This window comes from Thalassotalea hakodatensis (genome assembly GCF_030295995.1).
GTDB lineage: Bacteria > Pseudomonadota > Gammaproteobacteria > Enterobacterales > Alteromonadaceae > Thalassotalea_C > Thalassotalea_C hakodatensis.
In genome coordinates this window covers 3,123,300-3,143,186 of record NZ_AP027365.1, presented here as the reverse complement: position 1 = coordinate 3,143,186, position 19,887 = coordinate 3,123,300, and the positions used below count along the sequence as shown (strand labels likewise).

Annotated in this window: 19 protein-coding genes; 8 read left to right on the top strand and 11 right to left on the bottom strand. The window is 38.1% G+C overall.

Going from position 1 to position 19,887, the window contains the following annotated elements:
• Nucleotides 1–90 precede the first annotated feature (90 nt).
• The 3 genes from QUE72_RS13930 to fldB form a co-directional block, all read right to left on the bottom strand.
• Nucleotides 91–1,113 carry a FecR family protein gene (locus QUE72_RS13930; protein WP_286269630.1) on the bottom strand — a complete coding sequence of 341 codons (1,023 nt, stop codon included), beginning with the start codon at nucleotides 1,111–1,113 and terminating at the stop codon, nucleotides 91–93.
• A 188-nt stretch (nucleotides 1,114–1,301) separates the two neighbouring features.
• Nucleotides 1,302–2,537 carry an ATP-dependent RNA helicase SrmB gene (srmB, locus tag QUE72_RS13925; RefSeq protein ID WP_286269629.1) on the bottom strand — a complete coding sequence of 412 codons (1,236 nt, stop codon included), beginning with the start codon at nucleotides 2,535–2,537 and terminating at the stop codon, nucleotides 1,302–1,304.
• Nucleotides 2,538–2,763: 226 nt separating this feature from the next.
• Nucleotides 2,764–3,288, bottom strand: coding sequence for a flavodoxin FldB (gene fldB, locus QUE72_RS13920; RefSeq protein WP_286269627.1), 525 nt, complete (start codon nucleotides 3,286–3,288; stop codon nucleotides 2,764–2,766).
• A 273-nt stretch (nucleotides 3,289–3,561) separates the two neighbouring features.
• On the opposite strand from fldB, the gene dsbC reads away from it, so the two are divergent.
• From dsbC to lysS, 4 genes are all read left to right on the top strand, one after another.
• On the top strand, nucleotides 3,562–4,329 hold the full coding sequence (dsbC, locus tag QUE72_RS13915; RefSeq protein ID WP_286269625.1) for a bifunctional protein-disulfide isomerase/oxidoreductase DsbC: 768 nt from the start codon (nucleotides 3,562–3,564) through the stop codon (nucleotides 4,327–4,329).
• A gap of 12 nt (nucleotides 4,330–4,341) precedes the next feature.
• On the top strand, nucleotides 4,342–6,078 hold the full coding sequence (gene recJ, locus QUE72_RS13910; RefSeq protein WP_286269624.1) for a single-stranded-DNA-specific exonuclease RecJ: 1,737 nt from the start codon (nucleotides 4,342–4,344) through the stop codon (nucleotides 6,076–6,078).
• Nucleotides 6,079–6,190: 112 nt separating this feature from the next.
• Nucleotides 6,191–7,289 (top strand): peptide chain release factor 2 gene (prfB, locus tag QUE72_RS13905; protein ID WP_286269622.1). Its coding sequence is split into 2 segments (ribosomal slippage): nucleotides 6,191–6,265 and nucleotides 6,267–7,289, totalling 1,098 coding nucleotides; the frame shifts between segments, so codons are not numbered across the junction.
• A 59-nt stretch (nucleotides 7,290–7,348) separates the two neighbouring features.
• Entirely contained in the window at nucleotides 7,349–8,902 is a 1,554-nt protein-coding gene (lysS, locus tag QUE72_RS13900; protein ID WP_286269621.1) for a lysine--tRNA ligase, read from the top strand.
• 71 nt (nucleotides 8,903–8,973) lie between these two features.
• On the opposite strand, the gene QUE72_RS13895 is transcribed toward lysS, so the two are convergent.
• Nucleotides 8,974–10,203 carry a DUF3667 domain-containing protein gene (locus QUE72_RS13895; RefSeq protein WP_286269619.1) on the bottom strand — a complete coding sequence of 410 codons (1,230 nt, stop codon included), beginning with the start codon at nucleotides 10,201–10,203 and terminating at the stop codon, nucleotides 8,974–8,976.
• Nucleotides 10,204–10,378: 175 nt separating this feature from the next.
• On the opposite strand from QUE72_RS13895, the gene QUE72_RS13890 reads away from it, so the two are divergent.
• On the top strand, nucleotides 10,379–10,927 hold the full coding sequence (locus QUE72_RS13890) for a YkvA family protein (RefSeq protein ID WP_286269618.1): 549 nt from the start codon (nucleotides 10,379–10,381) through the stop codon (nucleotides 10,925–10,927).
• A gap of 185 nt (nucleotides 10,928–11,112) precedes the next feature.
• On the opposite strand, the gene QUE72_RS13885 is transcribed toward QUE72_RS13890, so the two are convergent.
• Genes QUE72_RS13885 through QUE72_RS13875 form a run of 3 tightly spaced genes read right to left on the bottom strand, consistent with a single transcriptional unit; the run spans nucleotide 11,113 to nucleotide 13,405 of the window.
• Nucleotides 11,113–12,501, bottom strand: a complete 1,389-nt coding sequence (locus tag QUE72_RS13885; protein WP_286269617.1) for an amidohydrolase family protein — start codon at nucleotides 12,499–12,501, stop codon at nucleotides 11,113–11,115.
• Nucleotides 12,498–12,677, bottom strand: a complete 180-nt coding sequence (locus tag QUE72_RS13880; protein ID WP_286269614.1) for a hypothetical protein — start codon at nucleotides 12,675–12,677, stop codon at nucleotides 12,498–12,500. Before QUE72_RS13880 ends, QUE72_RS13885 begins: the two co-directional genes overlap by 4 nt.
• A gap of 38 nt (nucleotides 12,678–12,715) precedes the next feature.
• A complete protein-coding gene (locus QUE72_RS13875) occupies nucleotides 12,716–13,405 on the bottom strand; it encodes a polysaccharide deacetylase family protein (protein WP_286269613.1) in 690 nt (229 codons plus the stop codon).
• 1,045 nt (nucleotides 13,406–14,450) lie between these two features.
• Between QUE72_RS13875 and QUE72_RS13870 the strand changes: the two genes are divergently transcribed.
• The 3 genes from QUE72_RS13870 to QUE72_RS13860 all read left to right on the top strand — a co-directional run bounded on the left by QUE72_RS13870 (nucleotide 14,451) and on the right by QUE72_RS13860 (nucleotide 15,960).
• Complete coding sequence (locus QUE72_RS13870; protein ID WP_286269611.1) at nucleotides 14,451–14,942, top strand: hypothetical protein; 492 nt, start codon at nucleotides 14,451–14,453, stop codon at nucleotides 14,940–14,942.
• Nucleotides 14,939–15,151, top strand: a complete 213-nt coding sequence (locus QUE72_RS13865; RefSeq protein ID WP_074497155.1) for a helix-turn-helix transcriptional regulator — start codon at nucleotides 14,939–14,941, stop codon at nucleotides 15,149–15,151. Before QUE72_RS13870 ends, QUE72_RS13865 begins: the two co-directional genes overlap by 4 nt.
• A gap of 554 nt (nucleotides 15,152–15,705) precedes the next feature.
• Nucleotides 15,706–15,960 (top strand): hypothetical protein, encoded by a 255-nt coding sequence (locus QUE72_RS13860; RefSeq protein ID WP_083601926.1) that lies wholly within the window; start codon nucleotides 15,706–15,708, stop codon nucleotides 15,958–15,960.
• Between the two features lie 12 nt (nucleotides 15,961–15,972).
• Here the strand turns inward: QUE72_RS13860 and QUE72_RS13855 are convergent, their stop codons facing one another.
• The 4 genes from QUE72_RS13855 to QUE72_RS13840 all read right to left on the bottom strand — a co-directional run bounded on the left by QUE72_RS13855 (nucleotide 15,973) and on the right by QUE72_RS13840 (nucleotide 19,414).
• Nucleotides 15,973–17,571, bottom strand: a complete 1,599-nt coding sequence (locus QUE72_RS13855; protein ID WP_286269608.1) for an AmpG family muropeptide MFS transporter — start codon at nucleotides 17,569–17,571, stop codon at nucleotides 15,973–15,975.
• An 89-nt stretch (nucleotides 17,572–17,660) separates the two neighbouring features.
• Nucleotides 17,661–17,990, bottom strand: a complete 330-nt coding sequence (locus tag QUE72_RS13850) for a hypothetical protein (RefSeq protein ID WP_074497159.1) — start codon at nucleotides 17,988–17,990, stop codon at nucleotides 17,661–17,663.
• Between the two features lie 229 nt (nucleotides 17,991–18,219).
• Complete coding sequence (locus tag QUE72_RS13845) at nucleotides 18,220–18,804, bottom strand: peptidylprolyl isomerase (protein ID WP_286269607.1); 585 nt, start codon at nucleotides 18,802–18,804, stop codon at nucleotides 18,220–18,222.
• Nucleotides 18,805–18,811: 7 nt separating this feature from the next.
• Nucleotides 18,812–19,414 carry a YajG family lipoprotein gene (locus tag QUE72_RS13840; protein WP_286269606.1) on the bottom strand — a complete coding sequence of 201 codons (603 nt, stop codon included), beginning with the start codon at nucleotides 19,412–19,414 and terminating at the stop codon, nucleotides 18,812–18,814.
• Between the last annotated feature and the right edge of the window lie 473 nt (nucleotides 19,415–19,887).

Sequence of the window (19,887 nt, the reverse complement as noted above, 5' to 3'; positions counted from 1 at the left end):
AGTCTGTGGCACTTACTCATAAGTGAATGTAATTATGCGTTAGTATATTACGATGAGATTAAAGGGCAAAGGCAATCATTACATAATCGCCTATTTTAATGATAATTGTACGGTGTTTGTCGCGTTGTACTTGTATTGAATATTAAAATTATGTGCTAAAGATGCTAATAATTTTTTTACATCACCAGTGTTATAGGTGCCTGATATTTCAATGTTAGCTATATCGCTCGACAATATTTCAAATTGAATGTCTGTATAACGACTCACTTCTTGCAACACTTCCATTAGAGGTTGGCTGTCGAAAATTAACATACCTTGCTGCCAAGCCAGTGCTTTTGATAATTGCGGCATAGATAGCGTAGCTACGTGTTGATTTCGTGAGTTTTCAATGCTTGCTTTCTCATGCGCAGTAATAATGTCTCTTGAGTGAGTTTTTTGTTGCTCGTGGTTGATACGTTGTTTTAATTGAGCATGATCTAGGGTTGAATCACTAATTAAAACCACACCTTCGGTGACAATGAGTTCCATGTCCATTTCGTTGCTTTTTTCAACATTAAAAATGGTGCCTAATGCGGTAAAGGACTTGCGCCCAACAATAACAATAAAGGGTTTATCAGCATTTTTTTCGACATTAAATTGACCTTCACCATAAATTAAATTAACGACTCTTGAGGTTTCCGTATAATTTACGCTGACTTTGCTGTTAGAGTTTAGTAATACTTTGCTGCCATCAGGTAAAGTGTATTGGTGTGATTCACCAATGTTCGTGGCATAAAAACGTGTAGATGGTGTGTTGTTGAGTTTTTTAATCCAATAGAAAGAAGCAACCGTTAAAGAAATGGCAATTGCCAGTAGGATGGCGGTAGAAATGATGACGTTAGTTGTCCAGATACGGGGATTTTCTTCTAAAGGAAATACACCATTGAGCTCTTCAAGGTGGGCAATATTATCAAAAAAGGAAGCACATTTATAAATGGCTTTATGATGTTTAGGGTTTTGATTAATCCATGCGATTAATTGCGGCTTTTCTTCATCTGTTAGCCCACGATTTAAACGGCTTATCCAAGCACTCGCTTGTAAACGTATAGGGTCATGAACAGAATGATTTGCCATCGCGCTTATTTTTCCTTAAATGTAGCTCGTTGTCTATTTTGAGTAAAAAGCGTTAAAAATAGCTAATAAAATACCAACAGCAGATAATACTTAATATAGTATACAATCTAGCGAGATGGTATTTTTACTTAATTTATATTACTTGGCAACCAAATTTGTTCAAATGTTCAATTTAAAACGATGAACGACTACTTCTTTACACGCTTACTAATTTTTTTTGCTTTGGCTTTTTTTTGTGCGGCAGATTTTTTTACTTTAGGTTTTTTTACTGCAACGCGTGCTTCTTTATGTTTGGGCCTTAATGATTCAATGACTCTTCTAGTTAGACGCTCGCCCATATAACGCTCTATTTTAGCAACGTTCGCCATGTCATGCGCTTCTGTTAATGAAATCGCGGTGCCTTTGTTGCCTGCTCGACCTGTTCGACCAATACGATGCAGGTAAATATCAGCTTTACGTGGCATATCAAAATTTATAACGTGAGATATATCGTCTATATCTAAGCCTCGCGCTGCTACATCAGTGGCAATTAGAACGCGTACTTTTCCATTTCGTACACGCTCAACGGCACTGTTTCTTTTGTCTTGTGGCATTTTCCCCTCAAGCCATGCACAGGGAATTTGTGCAGCATATAACTTGCCAGATAATGTTTGTACTGTTTCTCTTTTATTGGCGAAAACTACGGCCCTAGTAACTTCTTCTTGTTTTAATGTGTTAATTAATAGATCTAATTTATGATCTTTATCATCAGCTAGGTGGATCCACTGATGAATTTTGCCTTTTTCTTTTCTAGATGGCGTAGCTTCAAGGTATACTGGTTCATTAAGAATATCTTTTGAAAATTTTACAACCCCTGACCCCTCTAATGTGGCTGAAAACAACATGGTTTGTTTTCGCCAGCGAGCTTCTCCGATAATTCGATTAATGGTTTCTGAAAAGCCCATATCTAACATTCGATCAGCTTCATCAAGGATCAATATTTCAATTTCACGTGCATCAAATTGCTCTGTTTCTATGTACTCTAATAGCCTACCAGGAGTGGCAATCAGCATGTCTGTAGTTGAGGTGAGTATTTCTTTATGGCTACCGTAATTTACACCACCCGTGATCACGCCCGTTTTTATATTGGTTTGCGCGGTTAACTGTTCGCTATGTTCGCTGATTTGCAGAGCAAGTTCACGTGTTGGTGTTAGCACTAATACTCTAGGAAAGCCGGGTTTTGTTCTTGGATAATCAAGCAAATGCTGAGCAGCGGGTAATAAAAATGCTGCGGTTTTTCCAGTACCTGTAGGAGCTGATGCAAGAATATCTTTTCCTGTCATTGCTTCTGGAATAACTAAAGATTGAATTGAAGTCGGCTTCTTATAACCCGCCTCTTTAATACCGGCTAATAGGGCTGAATCAAGTTCAAAAGGTTCAAACATATATACTGCTTTGGGTTGTTAACAAAAATTGGCGCTAATTATAATGGGTTTAAACAAAATTAGCTAAGATTATTACTCGGGTTTGTTGATCTTTGCTATCCATTTTTTACGCTTCATACTTGCTGTTTGTACAAGCCTGAACTTATATGAAAGGGTGTTCATTTATAAATAAGTGAAAACAACATAGAAAATAAAAAACAATTACAAGTAACGTTGAACAATCAGATTAATGTTGCAGAATTTCTGATATTTCATTTGTAATCTGTTGGCACCAAGTGGCAATACGCTCATCTGATAAGTCATATTGGTTGTCTTCATCAAGTGCAAGACCAACAAAATGTTCACCATTTTCAGTTAGTGCTTTAGATGCGGCAAATTCATAACCGCTATTAGGCCACTGACCAATAACATAACCGCCTTGGGCGATAACTTGATCATGTAATAAACCAAGCGCATCTTGAAACCAGTCTGTGTAACCAATTTGATCACCCATGCCATAAAGGGCGATAATTTTCCCATTCAGATCTAATTGCGCAATGTCTTGCCATTGGCTTTCCCAGTCTTCTTGAATTTCACCGTAATCCCATGTAGATATTCCAAAAATCAGGATGTCGAATGTTAAACATTCACTTAGGCTTGTTTCTTTTAAATTAAACAACGTGATGCTGTGTTCTGGAAATTCTGCCTGTATTTTCTCAGCTGCTATTTCGGTGTAGCAGGTTGTTGAACCGTAAAAAAGACCAATATTCATTGAGTTATTGAACGCCATATTTAAGTGAGTAGTAGAATACGCGCGCAGTTTATCAGATGCTGATAGTATCTTGCTAGTTTGTCATCACAAGTACTTAGCATGACGTAATTTTATTGTCTGTTTTCAGGTCTTATTTTTACAGATTAACAGTTGAGCTTTTTTCACATCATCTTTAATCTTCATTTATCGGTGAAGGATTTAGCGATAATCGGTTTATTTGTTTATTTTGCTAATGATACACTGTGGTTAATAATTCGATATTTAGGTAGTTTTATGTTTTCAACACGTGTTTTTTCCGCTGCGATATTTAACGCAGCACTATTGTTTTCTTCAATAGCTGCGGTAAGCGCAGCTGAGAGTATATCCGCAGAGAGTAAAAAATTATCACAACGACTGAACCAATTAATTGGTTTGGACGTTCAATCTATTACACCAACGCCGGTTGATAACATTATTGAAGTGACAACAGATCAAGGGATTTTTTATGCCAGTGCAGACGGAAAGTTCCTGATCCAAGGTAAGCTATATGGTATTGGGGATAACGTGATAAATTACACCGAGAGATCGCTTGCTAAATTACGCATGACAGGGCTCTCTGAGTTTGAAAAGGAGATGATCGTTTATCCCGCTAAAGATGAAAAACATGTCGTTACTATCTTTACTGATATTACTTGCGGCTACTGTCGTCAGCTACATCAGCAAATGAGTGACTATAACGACCTTGGTATAACGATTCGCTACTTACCTTATCCGCGTTCTGGTGTCGTAGACCGTTATGGTAATTTAACGCAAGGTTTTAAAGATTTACGTTCTATTTGGTGTCATGAAAAGCCAGCTAACGCGCTGACAAAAGCTAAAGCTGGCTCTTCTGTTGCACAACGTATTTGTGATAAACCGCTTGAAGAAGAGTTTGAGTTTGCCCGCCAAGTAGGTGTTAACGCAACACCAGCAATTGTTTTTGATAATGGCATGATGATCCCAGGTTATAAAACGCCTTCATCTTTAATTGAAATATTAGAAAGTATGCCGACTGATGGTTAATAAGTAACAATAATGACACAATCAATGACGATTACACGTCGAACTATCGTTGACGATAGCTTCCTTCCTAATGACTTACACCCAACAATCAAGCAAATTTATGCCAGTAGAGGAGTTAATCATGCCGATGAATTAACCCTCAATGTAAATAAGCTCATTGATGTAAAGCAATTGATGGGGCTTGATGCTGCCTGTTCGGTATTACATCAAGCGATTATTGCGCAAGATATTATTGTGATTGTTGGTGACTTTGACGCCGATGGTGCAACAAGCACTGCATTAATGATGCAAGCATTAACTTGGCTTGGTAGCAAACATCATCATTTTATTGTGCCAAATCGTTTTGAATATGGTTATGGGTTAACACCTGAAATTGTCGATATCGCCCACCAGCAAAAAGCAAAGTTATTAATCACGGTAGATAGCGGTATTAGTTGCCTTCGTGGCGTTGCGCACGCCAAATCGTTAGGCATGAAAGTGATTGTCACAGATCATCATTTACCCGGTCAAACCTTACCGAATGCAGACGCGATTATTAACCCTAATCAACCTAAGTGCCAGTTTCCAAGTAAGTCTTTAGCCGGCGTAGGTGTTGCTTTTTACTTTATGTTGGCAATGCGAAAGTATCTTAGAGATATTAATTGGTTTACCGAGCAAGCGTTGGCAGAACCTAATTTAGCGCGACTTTTAGATTTAGTGGCGCTTGGTACCGTGGCTGATGTTGTTTCGTTAGACAATAACAATCGCATTTTAGTGGAACAAGGGTTAAAAAGGATCAGAGCAGGGCATACAAGGCCAGGTATTCAAGCATTGATCGAAGTAGCGAATAAAGATCAACGACAATTAGTCGCTAGTGATTTTGGCTTCGCGCTTGGTCCGCGCATCAATGCTGCTGGTCGACTTGATGATATGTCGTTTGGCATTCATTGTTTATTAGCACCTGACATGATGTCAGCAAGAACAATGGCAATAGAGCTTGATGCATTAAATAAGTCTCGACGAGAAATCGAACAAGGCATGCAACAAGAAGCGGAAACTATATTACAACGCTTAGATGTTGATATTAACGCCTTACCGTATGCAATATCACTATTTCACCCGCAATGGCATCAAGGTGTAATCGGTATTGTTGCAGGGCGAATAAAAGAAAAGTATTACCGACCTACCATTGTGTTTGCAGCCAATGAAGCTGGTGATGAACTTAAAGGCTCTGCACGGTCTATTGCCGGTTTACATATTCGTGATTTACTCGAACATATTGACAGTCAGCATCCTGGGCTTATTTTAAAATTTGGTGGTCACGCGATGGCTGCAGGGCTTAGTATTGTAAAAGCGGATTTTTCACGTTTTCAAAAACTGCTAAATCAATACGCACAACAGTGGATTGCTGCCGATAAATTACAAGGGCAATTGCTTACCGACGGAGAGCTTGCCATTAAAGACATGACGTTACCTTTTGCGGAATTACTCAGACAAAGTGGGCCTTGGGGGCAGGCGTTTCCAGAGCCTGTATTTGAAGGTGTTTTTACCCTAGAGCAGCAACGAATTGTTGGTGAAAAACATTTAAAACTGGTGTTAGCAAAAGATAAGCAAGTGTTTGATGCCATCGCGTTTAACGTTGATGTTAATCTATGGCCAAATCATGCTGCTACCTACGTTCGTGTAGCATATAAGCTAGATATAAATGAATTTAGAGGACAACGAAATGTTCAACTTTTAGTTGAACAAATACTGGCGGAACCTCGTTAAAAAATAAACAGATAAAACGGTCGGAAAGCGTTTATTTGCCTAATGTTTTACGCTACAATGCGCGATTGTTTTTTCGTTATCTAAAGAACCCTAATAATTTCAGAAAATGGCTATGTTTGAAGTAAATCCAGTAGTAAATCAAATAAAAGAAATTCGCGAACGCACACAGATGCTTCGGGGGTACCTTTGACTATGATCTTAAAGCAGAGCGACTTGTTGAAGTTGTAAGGGAATTAGAATTACCCGATGTTTGGAACGAGCCCGAACGCGCGCAAGCGCTGGGTAAAGAACGTGCTAACCTAGAAGCCGTGGTAGAAACCATTGCTACGCTAGAAGCAGGTTGTGAAGATATTGAAGGATTAATTGAGCTAGCCGTAGAAGAAGACGACGAAGAAACCTTTGAAGATGCGCAACAAGAAGTTGCTGTTTTAGTCGAAAACCTTGAAAAACTAGAATTTCGCCGCATGTTTTATGGCGAACAAGACGCCGCTGATTGTTACTTAGATATACAATCAGGATCTGGCGGCACCGAGGCACAAGACTGGGCTGAAATGCTGATGCGTATGTACTTACGTTGGGGTGAAGCTCACGGATTCAAAACCGAAGTTATCGAAGTAACCGATGGTGATGTGGCTGGTATAAAAGGCTGTACGATTAAATATACGGGTGATTATGCTTACGGATGGTTGCGCACTGAAACTGGTGTTCACCGTTTAGTGAGAAAATCACCTTTTGACTCTAGCGGTCGAAGACATACCTCATTTGCCTCAGCGTTTATTTATCCAGAAATTGATGACAATATCGACATTGATATTAACCCTGCTGATCTACGTGTTGATACCTTCAGAGCATCTGGTGCTGGTGGGCAACATGTAAACAAAACAGACTCTGCTATTCGTATTACGCATATTCCTACTGGTGCAGTTGTGGCATGTCAAAGTGATCGCTCGCAACATAAAAACCGTGCAACAGCCATGAAGCTATTAAAAGCAAAATTGTATGAAATGGAAATTCAAAAACAAAACGAAAGTAAGCAAGAACTAGAAGATGGTAAGTCTGATATTGGCTGGGGAAGCCAAATACGTTCTTACGTACTTGATGACAGTAGAATTAAAGATTTACGAACCGGTGTTGAGAACCGCAATACACAAGCTGTACTCGATGGCGATTTAGATAAATTTATTGAGGCAAGCCTTAAATCGGGTTTGTAGTACATAAAAACATGCCCAATGTTTTATTGGGGAAGCATAAGTAACACTTGAGAATTCAAATGACAGAGCAAATTCAAGACGAAAATAAATTGATTGCCGAGCGTCGCGGCAAATTAGCGCAAATTCGAGAAAACTGTTCGGCCAATGGCCACCCAAACAAGTTTGATCGAAAACACTATGCAGCTGATTTACAAGCTGCACACGGCGAGAAAGATAAAGAAACGCTTGAATCTGAAACTGACGTTTATAGCATTGCTGGCCGCGTAATGGCGAAGCGTGGCCCATTCATGGTGCTTCAAGATATGACAGGTCGCGTGCAAGCTTATGCAGATAAAAATGTACAAAAAGATATTAAAGCGCGTTGGGGCTTGTTAGATATTGGTGACATTATTGGTGTAACGGGTACTTTGCATAAATCAGGCAAAGGTGACTTGTACGTTAATATGGATGAATACCAGTTATTAACGAAATCATTGCGCCCGTTACCTGAAAAATTTCATGGCTTACAAGATACAGAAACAAAATACCGTCAACGTTATGTTGATTTGATCATCAATGAAGACACACGTGATACTTTCAAAGTTCGTTCGAAAGTTGTTGAAGGTATACGTCGCTTTTTAGCCGAACGTGACTTTATGGAAGTTGAAACGCCAATGCTACAAACCATTCCAGGTGGTGCAACGGCAAAACCATTTGTAACTCATCATAATGCCTTAGACGTTGAAATGTTTATGCGTATCGCGCCAGAGCTATACTTAAAACGTTTAGTTGTCGGTGGTTTTGAGCGTGTCTTCGAAATTAACCGTAACTTTAGAAATGAAGGCTTATCAACGCGTCATAACCCAGAATTTACCATGATTGAATTCTATCAAGCGTATGCTGATTATAATGACTTGATGGATTTAACCGAAGAAATGCTTCGCACAGTTGCCGAAGAGGTATTAGGCACAAGCATGATCCGTAATACGGTGAAGAACGCTGATGGTGAAGTGGTTGAAGAAAAATTTTATGACTTTGGTAAACCATTCGCTCGTTTATCAATGGTTGACGCCATTCTAAAATATGCGCCAGAAGGAATAATAACTTCAGAAGATGAAGCGGCATTGCGTGATCCTGAAAATAACGTTGATACCATTAAGGCTTTAGCGAAGAAAGCACATGTGAAAGAAGGTGATGCGGCAAAAGTGTGGGGGCCAGGTAAATATATCTGTGAGATCTTCGAAGAATTAGCTGAACATCAGCTTGATCAACCTACGTTTATCACAGAATACCCTTGGGAAGTGTCACCGTTAGCACGTCGCAATGACGAGAATTCCTTCATTACTGATCGCTTCGAGTTTTTCGTTGGTGGTCGAGAACTTGCTAATGGCTTTTCAGAATTAAATGATGCAGAAGATCAAGCAGAGCGTTTTCGTAAGCAAGTAGAAGAAAAAGACGCTGGCGATGACGAAGCAATGCATTTTGACGATGACTATATTCGTGCTTTAGAGCATGGTATGCCGCCAACAGCCGGTGAAGGTATTGGCATCGATCGATTAGTGATGTTATTTACAGATTCTCCAACGATTAAAGACGTTATTTTATTTCCGCATATGAGACCAGTTGCTGAGTAAAAATAACGTTCATATTGAAAAAGGCAATCGATTGATTGCCTTTTTTTGTGGATATCAACAGGATGTGTCCGCTAACTAGGAAGGTCTGTCACCCCCCAAATAAAAGCGATTAAAAAGGCGATAGTTAATAACAGTATATAAATTATTCCTATGACTCCATACTTGAGCAGCGTGAAAAAATGACCTTGTTGATACACACGCACTTGCATGAGGTATAAGTAAACTGGTATCCAAATGATGCCGAGGGTAATAATAAATTGTAAGCCATCAACCATAATGCCGCTTGAAGGTGGCAGCATATCTTGAAGCAAAGATATTAATTCAATTAATAACACGGCTAAAAAGATAAAACTGTGGCTGTGTAAAGCAACGGTCAGGTGTTCTAAATAAAGTCTTTTTGAAAACATATACATTATTTTCAATAACACGGCAAAAATAGGTAGTAACACAAACATTAGTTGCGGCAATTTATCTAACGCTTGCTCAAATAGTTGCTCTAAAGATGAGTTTTGTACCTTTTTCTCAATGGTGTTGGTTGCTTGTTCAAGTTTTTTATTTGCACTCGGGGTTAACCAATTAAACGTAAAAGTACCATCGGGATTATTGCTAAATTGCACACCACCTGTGTTGTTTGGCTCAGCCTTTCCTGCGAGAACATTCTGCCATTTAGCGACAAGCTTTTGATATTGTTCTTGCTCCTCAACGGTTAATTTCTTTGCTGTGGTTTGTTTTTTTTCCGCTTCAACTAGTTTTTGTATTAATAGGTAAAAATTACGATTATTAATGGTGTCCTTTCCTTTTATATCAGCAAGTTTACTTTCTAAAGAGGCTAATAACGTTAGCTTATCAGAAATGTTTACTGTGGCTTCTTGTGCTTTATAAATTGCCTCAATTTTACTAATTTCCTTTGATAAACTTTCAATTTCCTTAGTATGTTCTGATTGTAAATCTGCGGAAGCAAAAAACTTTAAAGAGATAAAAAAGATAATACTGATAAACAAATAAAGTCTAAGCGGGGGAATATAATGTACCCTATGACCTGCAAAGTATTGATTAGTTAAAAAGCCAGGGCGAAATAACAAGGGCAATAATGTTCGATTAGCGCGTGAATCAAAGCTAAATATATCGTCTAGAATATGTAGAATGACCGTCCAAAAATATGTCAATGTTGATTCAGCCTCTTGCCCACATTGCGAACAATAAGGCCCGTTTATTGGCGCATGACAGTTATCACATTCTTTGATGTGTGGTTGAGCGGATGCCTCAGGAGGACTTCTTTGAAGCTGCTGTTCGTGATCCATAATAATAAAAACACATTAAAAAAGTTAATATTATCAGTTCATTGTTAGCGGCAGTAGCAATTTTTTAAAGATATTGTCATGAATTCGTATCTTTTACGTGATGAATGCAAAATGTTCTGTTAAATTTAGTCTATTGAGAATTTCTCACAAAAAAGCCAACAGTAGGAGAATTATAATGGCGTTTGAAGTGACCTTTGAATTATCAGATTCAGATCTAGACCATTTTCGTGATGTAATGAAGAAAGCTCAACAAGGAGCAAAAGTATTATCACAAGCAAGTATTTTAGATAATGCGCGTAAATTAAGCGAAGATGTAAAAGGTGGTGTTCCTGCTTTTGTTAGTGAGCGTATTAAAAAATTAGAAACGCTAGTCGCGATGATTGAAGATAGTGAATGGCAAATACCAGAAGAAGAAAAAAACGACGTACTTACAGCACTTGCTTATTTTAGTGATCCTGAAGATCTCGTGCCTGATCATATTCCAGCATTAGGCTTTTTAGATGATGCCATCATGATTGAACTCGTGGCCGAAGAACTTAAAGATGATATTGAAGCGTTTGAAGAGTTCTGTGCTTATCGTGAAAGAGAGCAAGCACGCTCTGGTGACGCACCAATTACTACCGAAGATTGGTTAGATGCAAAACGACGTGAACTTCATAGCCGTATGCGTAACCGTAGGTCTACACGCCGAGGTGGCCGCTCATCATTCCGTTCGATTTTCTAATCGACACCAGTTAACAAAATAAACAAAAGCACTAATCGTATTCCCGTTAGTGCTTTTTAATGAAAAAACGATAATTATTCAAATATATTTCGTTAGATTGGTCTGATACTGTATGAAAAATACTTAGATGAAGTTCTCTAAAAGCTAAAGCGAACAGGCGTTATCTAGTAACCTCTGATAGCTTCTTATTGCCCTATTTTATGCTGTAGGGATGCTTCAATGCTATCTGTGCTGTATCCAACACCTTGTTTAAATACAGTTTTAATATTATTGATCACATTTGGGTTTTTCTTTAAGCTTCCTGTTAAAATTAAGAAGTCTGCACGTTTTCCCTCTTTAATTAAACCGATATCATTCCTTTTTAGGATCCTAGCACCATTGTATGTCATCACTTGTATCGCTTGTTCTGTGCTGAATCCGGCTTCCAGAAAAAGTTTAAAGTTACGTTGATCGCCATAACCTGGTAATAAGAATCGTCCAGCATCTACTCCAGCACCAAGCAGTCCACCCATGTTGTAGAATTGGTAATCAAATGCCATAATTCGTTTAAGTCTTTGCTCTCGTTGATGGTCGCTTTTGCCTTTATGTTGCTGTGAACTTTGATAGCGTTGTTTCATTTGTTCTGACATGAGTAGAATACTCCGTTGGTCAGCTTGCGAACGGTGCGAAATAGATGATTCGAAAATAGACAAGGTGGACGTTAAAAATACATTATTAGAGATCATTAACTGTTGTAGAGCTTTAACTTTGGGACTAGCAACATCAATAATATCTATGTATTCACGGCCGCCATTACATTGTCCAAATGTTTTATTCGTTCTAAAATCACTCGCGCTGTTGAGGCCGTGCTGTATCCCATCAATGCCCATGTTGATAGCTTCTGCAAAGGTTATCGAGCAAAGATGACCAGTCACGAAGAGTTTTAATTTATGTGCTTCAGTGATTATCGTTTGTAACTGAGTAGGCTCTATATGTCTATAGACTTTAATCCATTTTACGCCTTTGTCTTTCCAGTATTTTAAAGTTTTAGCAATATCTTTAGCTTTATTTACTTGTTGCATATTATTGTTACCATCAGAGCCGGTAAAATAAGGGCCACTAGCAATAATTTCGGGTCCAAGTTTTTGACCTAAGGCTATGTCACTCGCTAGAGCAATTTCTTTCTCTGGAAACGCGGAGCCTACTGTTTGAATACTTGTGACACCTGCGGCTAAATATAGCTTAGCTATATTATCGCCATTATATTTATGACCAGAAATATGCAAGTGGTTATGAACGCCAATAAATCCAGGTATCACGGTGTGATTTTTTACGTTAACGATTTCGTAGCCAGAGGGAATGTTTAATTTGCTAGTGTCGCCTATTTTTACTATGCGATCATTCACAACGAGAATAGTTTGATCGTACTTTACCTTCTCACCTGTACCATCTATTAGCTGCACATTGATAAAAGCTCTTGCACCTTTGTGGTAAGTAATAACATGTTGGGAAGCTTCACTATTAGCGACAACAAATAGGCTATTAAGAAGTAAACCTCCTAGCAATAATAATGCAACTGCATATGAAGCTTTCAATGTAAAAGTACCTGTTGTTTGAACTTTTCTTCAAGGTAGTTCTCATTCAGGCTATGATGCCATAAATTTTTATTTTGCCCGTTATCTTTTGCGATTTCACCGATTCGACCTGGGTTGAACTTGAATATATTTTCTGTTTTATAGTTAGCAATTTCGTCAGTATACGCTTCATCCACAGATATAATTTTCCATCCCTGCCTTCTAAGTTCATCTACTAGTCCGCCGATAAAAAGGGCAGAGATATCCATTTCATGCAGTAATAATACGTGCTTTGGCAGCGGCCTAAGTGCTTAATTGCCATGTCATCATAGTAGGTTATGCTTTCTATTAGTTGCTCCACATAAAATTTTTCCATGCGTTGCATATCAATCTTTATACCTTGTTTGACCGCCTGCTGAAATAAGCTTTCAATATACCAATCGTAATTGTTCAACGAAACATAAGCATTTTTGTAACGGTATTTAGTTAATAATTGTCGCATTCCATTGCGTTTTTCTAAGTTGTCTCCTTCTCTCAGATATGGAAACCTGAACCAAGAACGGAAGTTATCATATGAGTGGAGTTTGGTGTGAGCTTGTAAAAAGTCATCACCGTAATCATTTAGATTTGATTGGTTGATGTTAGGGTGACTATCCGTATGGTTTGCTATGATATGTCCAGCACTCGCATAACGTCTTAATCGTGCAGTTCCTTCTGCATCTAACCTGTTAGACACTGAAAAAAAAGCGACTTGCGGTACATTGTGCTTGGCCAATTGTTTAATCAATAATTGCGATCTGGTTTTACCATCTAAATAACCATTTGCATGTCTTGGTGAGTCATCAAAAGTAATCGCTAATTCTTTAGCAAAAATGCTTGGAAAGTACAGAAAACAAAAAACAGTACATAGGGCTTTATAATTCATGAATATTCTTTATTCGAGTTTTTCTTTAGCCTATCAAAAATTACACGATCGTCACATAGCTCTAGTTAATTTTCAATTTTTTGAAAGTAAAGTTGGATGTAACGGTCAAAGTCGATTGAGGTCTATGGTAAATCTCATCCATCTGCGTTAAGTGATGACAGCATATTCTAACCCAGCCAAGGAGGTTGCATTTGCATTCCCCTTTTTATAATTTGAATTAGTAATAAATTGCTTTGGTATCCACTAACAAATAACCATAATTCACACTAGTGCGTTAAATATAATCACATTTCACGCTCCGTAATTGTTTTTCACGCACAATATAGTTTGTAATCATAATTCATGAAGTGGTGCTTTATATAATTATTTTTCATGGTAAATCATCATTTTTAGGTGGGAAATATGGTATTAGCTAAACGCGCAAAGTTCTTTGATTAACGACATCAAAGCCTATTTTGCCAGTATTCACAGCGGCCAGAGAGAAACTTACATCCAGCGAACTACCAGTCAGAGACTTTATTCTAAACCGAACATAATAAGAGTGATTTGAGCTGGTCCAGCGGTGAAATGGGGACTTGACGGTAAATGAGTGAGGGAGTTTCAGGTATGATACTTAACCAGAGGAGCAAAAAGGTGGTTTATACTTCCTATATCCTTAATAAGAAATAATCAATTTTTACACTCGCCTTCCACGTGCCTATGTATGATCACTATTATCATTACTGGCTGCTCACAATACGTGGGTCAGATAAAGTCAGTTTTTGTGTTTGAGCAAAGGTTTTTTCATCAGGTGATATATGCTTGAACTATAAATGAGACAGTACGTCCATCACCCAGTAAGAAAGGAAATAACCGCGACATCGCACCGACTCGCTTACCTCGCTATTTGCTCACCACTGCCAAAGACTTTACCCTTGATTGATTATCCAATATCGGACAAGCCGATAAATTAGTTAAGCTGCATCAAATATAAATTAATGTTTGACACCTAAAGTTACCTCAATGTAACCTTAGGGTGTCATAAGGGTCGAAAAAGGTGTCGAATATGAAAAATACTGAGCAAACAGCACACTCGATAGAGCAGCTTGAACAATATGAAAAGAAAAAATTTTTTGCACTGAAAGGACTCATTTTCAGTTTTATTGGCTGGCAACTAGGGCAAATAATGGGCGATCATTTCACTGACATTCTTCACCCTTATGTTCTATTTGTATTTCAATTAATCAACTTGCTGGGGGCACTTGCTTGGGTTGGCTTTATTCTTTATTTCATTAAAATAGGTCGGTTTCTAAAAAATAATCTGGCTTTAAATCATCAAATTAACGATGAGCGTACAAAACTGATCAGACTTCGGGCAATGTCTTACGGACTAGTCATTACACTTGGTACAACCGCCTTGCTTTTTGGGGCATCAATATTGTTTGATGAGTTCGCCCAAAACTTTGCCTTAAGTGGCACCTTAGTGGCGAGGTCTGTTCTTTTGGTCGCGGTTGCGTCCACCTTAATTAGCTATTTATTGTTGGAAAAAGACGCATGAGTTATAAAGTAAACAACTGCATCAAAGTCTGGCGCGCCAAGTTGGATATTACCCAGCAAGAGTTGGCACAAAAAGTATTGGTCTCACGCAAAACAATTAGTACTTTAGAAAGAGGTGTTTACATGCCCTCTGTGGGTTTGGCCTTAAAACTGGCGGAATTATTTGATACCAAAGTAGAGGAAATATTTACGCTTGATGACAAGACTTAATAACCTTAACTTTCGCAGTGCAATAGAAATTTTGTATCTAACACAAGGGTTCAGGCTGCATATTTTAAGCTGGAAAATGGGGTCAGGTACATTAAATGCTTAGTTGATTACTACAGACTTTAGTAAGTGTGGTTATTTATTTTGAGTAAGCCAAGCCTACAGATGTGAATGGAAACAGGCTTGTGTTAAGGGTGGGTGACAAAAAGCATGAGAACAAAAAAAGCGATGATTACCGCATTAAAGGTAATAATATAAGCAAACCCTTTAATACCCTCTTTAACTGTGTATCCTTTAGCGTTGAGGTACCACCACCAAACGCCGCACATGATTATGGGTAATAAGAAAAAAAGACGGATCATATTTAAACATCAAGTGATTGATTAATAACAGTATGGTAGTTTATTTTAGCGCTATTTGCACTGAAAGTTGATAAAAAGCGTAAAACATTAATTATCGGCTGGGCGTAACGCTTAAAAGTCTACCTTTATTTATGTGTTGTATTAATACCTAGTTACCCATATATCATTGAAAGAAATGGGGAACTTGGTGAAAATATGGATTTTTTGAGTGTTAGACTTATTACAGTCTTGTTGATTATTATCAGTTGTTGCTTGCTCGGTTTTGTGATGTTTCGCTTGGTGAAGTGGAGTAAAAAGATGCCAAAAGGCGCATTTATTTTTCTGGCACTTTTCCCGTTAATTTCTATATTTCCTATTCCGCCACAAGAAATAAAAAAATTAGAAAAAATAAAGCAGCAACAAATAAAAAAGGAAAAGGAGAACTCAGAGCCTCACGAAAGCTCTGAATAAATGTTTATCTAACTACCCGTTTACTTTGTTTTGTTGCTCAATAAGTGCTGTTAATGGTTTTCTAATACTGTATAAAAACAGCAAACTAGGGATCACCATAGCGGAAGTCAATATGAAAAATAATGCCCAATTGCCATCAAGCCAATCTACAATAATGCCAGAATACGAACCGACCATAACTCTTCCAAAGGTACCTAATGATGCCATTAATGCATATTGGCTCGCAGTAAAGCTTTTATTACAAAGCACTGAAAGCAATGCAACAAAGGCGACCGATCCCCAAGCCGAAGTAAAGCCATCAACAAAGACCGTTAGGGCGAATAGTGCTTTATCTGGGCCTACTACCGCCATCGCAGAGAAGAGCAAGTTGCTCGCAGACATCGCAATACCGCCAATAAATAACCCTTTTAAAATACCAAAACGTATAGTGAATATACTCCCTAATAAAGAGAACACGATTGTAGTGCCCCAGTTAATGAGTTTCGAATAATAAGCAATATCTTCGTTGGAAAAACCTACCTCACGATAGAACACGATCGACATACGCCCTAAGTACGCTTCGCCAATCTTAAAGAGAAAAATAAACATCAAAATTGAAAACGCTAATTTGGTGCCATTTCGGGTAAAAAATTCTTGTATGGGGGAAACTAATGTAGCTAATAACCAAGCAGTAAGCTTATGTACTCGTTGAATACTTGGGTTACTATTATCAATCAATTCATGATGGGAAATACTGCGATTAAGCCTGGTTAATTGGCGATAAAATAATGCGATTAAACCGACAACGGTTATTGATAAGGCATGAAATCGATAGGTTGTGCTGATCACATTGTCTGGCCAGCTTGGATAGCCAATATTAGCGTAAATAATCGCAGAGAAAATCAGCGGGATAATGAGTAAAATAAGCCAAGCTTCACGCGTGTAATGGGGTAATACCTTTACGTAATCGGTTTGTATTTTATTCAGCACTGCTTCACGGTTGTTTTCATTTGGTTCTTTTACGATAAAAGCAGTTAACATTAGTAGTAACATTATTAAGGCTAGCACTAAAAATACTTCTGACCACTGCCATTGAGGGTCACTGGCTAAAATAAACGGAATGCTGCCTAGACCTGCGTAACCAGTCCACCAGCCGGCGGTAGCCATAGCCGAACCCGCAGCCATTAAATTGTTATCTTTTGCTTGTAGAATATCAATACGATAAGCATCAATTGCGATATCTTGTGTGGCTCCGGCAATAGCGATAACCAAGCCGAAAAATGCCATTAAGTGCAACTGATGTTTTACATCAAAGGCACTAAGCTGTAGTGCAGCCAATACTATAATGGCTTGGGTCGCGATAATCCAACTACGTCGTTGTCCAAAGCTAGCGGTTAGCCAGGGTAGCTTTATTCTGTCGGCTAAGGGAGACCATAAAAAGTTAATACTATAAGCAGCAAATATTAAACCAAATAATCCGATACTTGAACGGCTTAGGCCTTCATCTTTTAACCAGCCGGTCATTGCTGAGCCTATCATTACCCAAGGGAAGCCGCTGGCCACGCCAAAGAAGAAAACTGTTAATAAGCGTTTATTTTTAAAGTAGAGAAGCGTTTGTTTAATACTTTGCACTGAAATTTATTTTACGGTAAGTAAAGCTGCTAGCAGGGTAACAGGTTCTAAAAAGGGACAGAAGTAAAATATGTACACAAATATAGTTTTTACGCTAACGGGCGCCAACCTATGCAATCAATAGGGTAGCTGCCAATACCTTCAAAAAACTCAATACAGGTTTTTATTTCACTTTGAAAATATAAATTAGTGAGCAGCGATTGGCTGCCATGTAGTGAAAATTGATGTATCACATGCCAAAACACTCGCTCTTTTGCGCTACCGGGGGTTTCATCAGTAACGTTGATGAGTGTCCACTCTTCCATGGTGTCGTTTACGAAGCGGTCAAGTTCGGTGTAGTGTAATGTGTTGTCTATGACGGCTTTAACGTATGCTGTTGTTTGTAAAATTTTTTCATTGATGAACTGCTCAATGATCATGACTTTCCCCAATTGAGTTCTCGCGTATGCTTGAGCTACCGTAATATGAACTAGCTGAGATGGTGTGCAAGTCTGATTGTTATTTTTATTGGGAGGCTGCTACACGTACTATTTAGTTATCGTTGATAAATCGAATTCTGTCAAAATTTAACGCGTATTACTGTTGGGACAAATAGAAGAATGCGAGCACAAAGAGTAGCCCGCAATACAGGTAGCTTGTCTAACTGGTTTATTGTTCTTCAAGTAATAAGGTTGCTTCTACTAATATTACTTGTTCAATGGGGACATCTTCCCAACCAAGTTCTTCGTTAAAGTCTGTTTTTACTTTTGCCATTTCAGTGACAATTTCTTCACCTTCAACGATTAACCCGAATACGGTATAACCCCAACTCTTGCCTGGGTCTAAATTTGTGTTTTCGCCAACATTAAAAAAAAACTGTCGGTTAGCGCTATGGGGTTCGCGCGCTCTAGCCATGGCGATGGTACCGGTAATGTTTTTCAATCCATTTCCAGATTCGTTGACAATATCACCATTAGTTTTCTTTATTTTAAGCTCGGTATCATACCCACCGCCTTGTACAACATAGTCTTCAACAATACGGTGGAAGATAGTATTGTTATATTCGCCACTCACTACATAGGTTAAAAAATTATCAACGGTTAAAGGCGCTTTAACACGATCAAGTTCAACAACTATCATACCTTTATTGGTTTCAAGTTTTACTTTTGGATACAAATTGTAAGGATCTAACTCCATATTTTGCGCAAACGTTTGTTGGATAAAGCACGTTAATATTAAAAGTAAGTATTTCATTATTTTCCTATCGTACTGAATTTTTTTGCACAAATTGTTGTAACTCTGGATCTTGCACCACTTGTGTTAGCAAAGAGCTAAGTTGTTGATTAAAATCTCGCTCAAGCACTGCCATATCGGCTTTCAAAATACCATTGCTAGTGGTAGTGCTGTTGAAGGTTTTCGTTAATGTTTTTTCACCCCCTGAAAACTGAGCCGTCAAACGAATAACAGAGCGACTAGCATATTTGGAAAGTGATTGTTTAACGGTAATTTTTGCCTGATTTATCACTAAGCGCAGTTGATTTTCTGACGTTGGTGAAACATCTAAGCCACTTTTTTTTAAGCCCGCAGAAAATGCAGTAGCAATATCTGTTTGTAAAGGAGTACGAGACGTTACGATATGTGCTGCACTGTCGTCTTTTATTATTTCTAATACATGATGTGCAGTACGCATATCTTCTACTGACACAGAAGCATGTTGTCCAGAATAATGAGTATTTGTTTGCAAATGTAATTGCGGAGTAACAATGAAAGCATTTGGTGTAGTGTTACATGCTGTGGTTATAGCACTCGTAGCGATTACCGTACCGATCGCGAAAAAGCGACGAAAATATGAGGTTTTTATCATGAGTTAATAGCCGTAAATCTTCTGATAGTTTGTAATATTCCTTGATTAACATTATCACACATTCGTGTGTGATGAATATGGTAGCTTAGTTGATTCTTACCTTTTTACGTTGATCTTTTTTAAAGAAATACCATAAAAAATAGGTGTATTCATGCATCAATATCAAACATCAAAGGGTAAATGTAACAGGTTAAGGTTTGTTGCACTTCGCGTTTAGTTCAAACAAAGTCCAATCTCAAAAGTTCGACAGACCTTAGTTAAACTCAATTCTTATCCTTCTCATTTCCCCCGCCAATAGGCAAATTCTATTTATGTATATTAATAGTACTATTTATTATTAGTTATAAATTTTTAATACATTATATTAATTGTAAATATAATGTATACAATCTTTACAGTGGCGTTAATGGGGTGTAGTATCGGTTGAGCATAATGTATACAATATATTAAAAATAAGTGTGCATTATGTTCTC

Coding starts and splice junctions, on each gene's coding strand:
- QUE72_RS13850 (WP_074497159.1), bottom strand. CDS start 17,990: ATGATCATTGAGCAGTTCATCAATGAAAAAATTTTACAAACAACAGCA.
- QUE72_RS13840 (WP_286269606.1), bottom strand. CDS start 19,414: ATGATAAAAACCTCATATTTTCGTCGCTTTTTCGCGATCGGTACGGTA.
- lysS (WP_286269621.1), top strand. CDS start 7,349: ATGACAGAGCAAATTCAAGACGAAAATAAATTGATTGCCGAGCGTCGC.
- QUE72_RS13890 (WP_286269618.1), top strand. CDS start 10,379: ATGGCGTTTGAAGTGACCTTTGAATTATCAGATTCAGATCTAGACCAT.
- QUE72_RS13865 (WP_074497155.1), top strand. CDS start 14,939: ATGAGTTATAAAGTAAACAACTGCATCAAAGTCTGGCGCGCCAAGTTG.
- QUE72_RS13895 (WP_286269619.1), bottom strand. CDS start 10,203: ATGGATCACGAACAGCAGCTTCAAAGAAGTCCTCCTGAGGCATCCGCT.
- QUE72_RS13870 (WP_286269611.1), top strand. CDS start 14,451: ATGAAAAATACTGAGCAAACAGCACACTCGATAGAGCAGCTTGAACAA.
- fldB (WP_286269627.1), bottom strand. CDS start 3,288: ATGAATATTGGTCTTTTTTACGGTTCAACAACCTGCTACACCGAAATA.
- dsbC (WP_286269625.1), top strand. CDS start 3,562: ATGTTTTCAACACGTGTTTTTTCCGCTGCGATATTTAACGCAGCACTA.
- QUE72_RS13845 (WP_286269607.1), bottom strand. CDS start 18,804: ATGAAATACTTACTTTTAATATTAACGTGCTTTATCCAACAAACGTTT.
- QUE72_RS13875 (WP_286269613.1), bottom strand. CDS start 13,405: ATGAATTATAAAGCCCTATGTACTGTTTTTTGTTTTCTGTACTTTCCA.
- QUE72_RS13930 (WP_286269630.1), bottom strand. CDS start 1,113: ATGGCAAATCATTCTGTTCATGACCCTATACGTTTACAAGCGAGTGCT.
- QUE72_RS13860 (WP_083601926.1), top strand. CDS start 15,706: ATGGATTTTTTGAGTGTTAGACTTATTACAGTCTTGTTGATTATTATC.
- recJ (WP_286269624.1), top strand. CDS start 4,342: ATGACACAATCAATGACGATTACACGTCGAACTATCGTTGACGATAGC.
- srmB (WP_286269629.1), bottom strand. CDS start 2,537: ATGTTTGAACCTTTTGAACTTGATTCAGCCCTATTAGCCGGTATTAAA.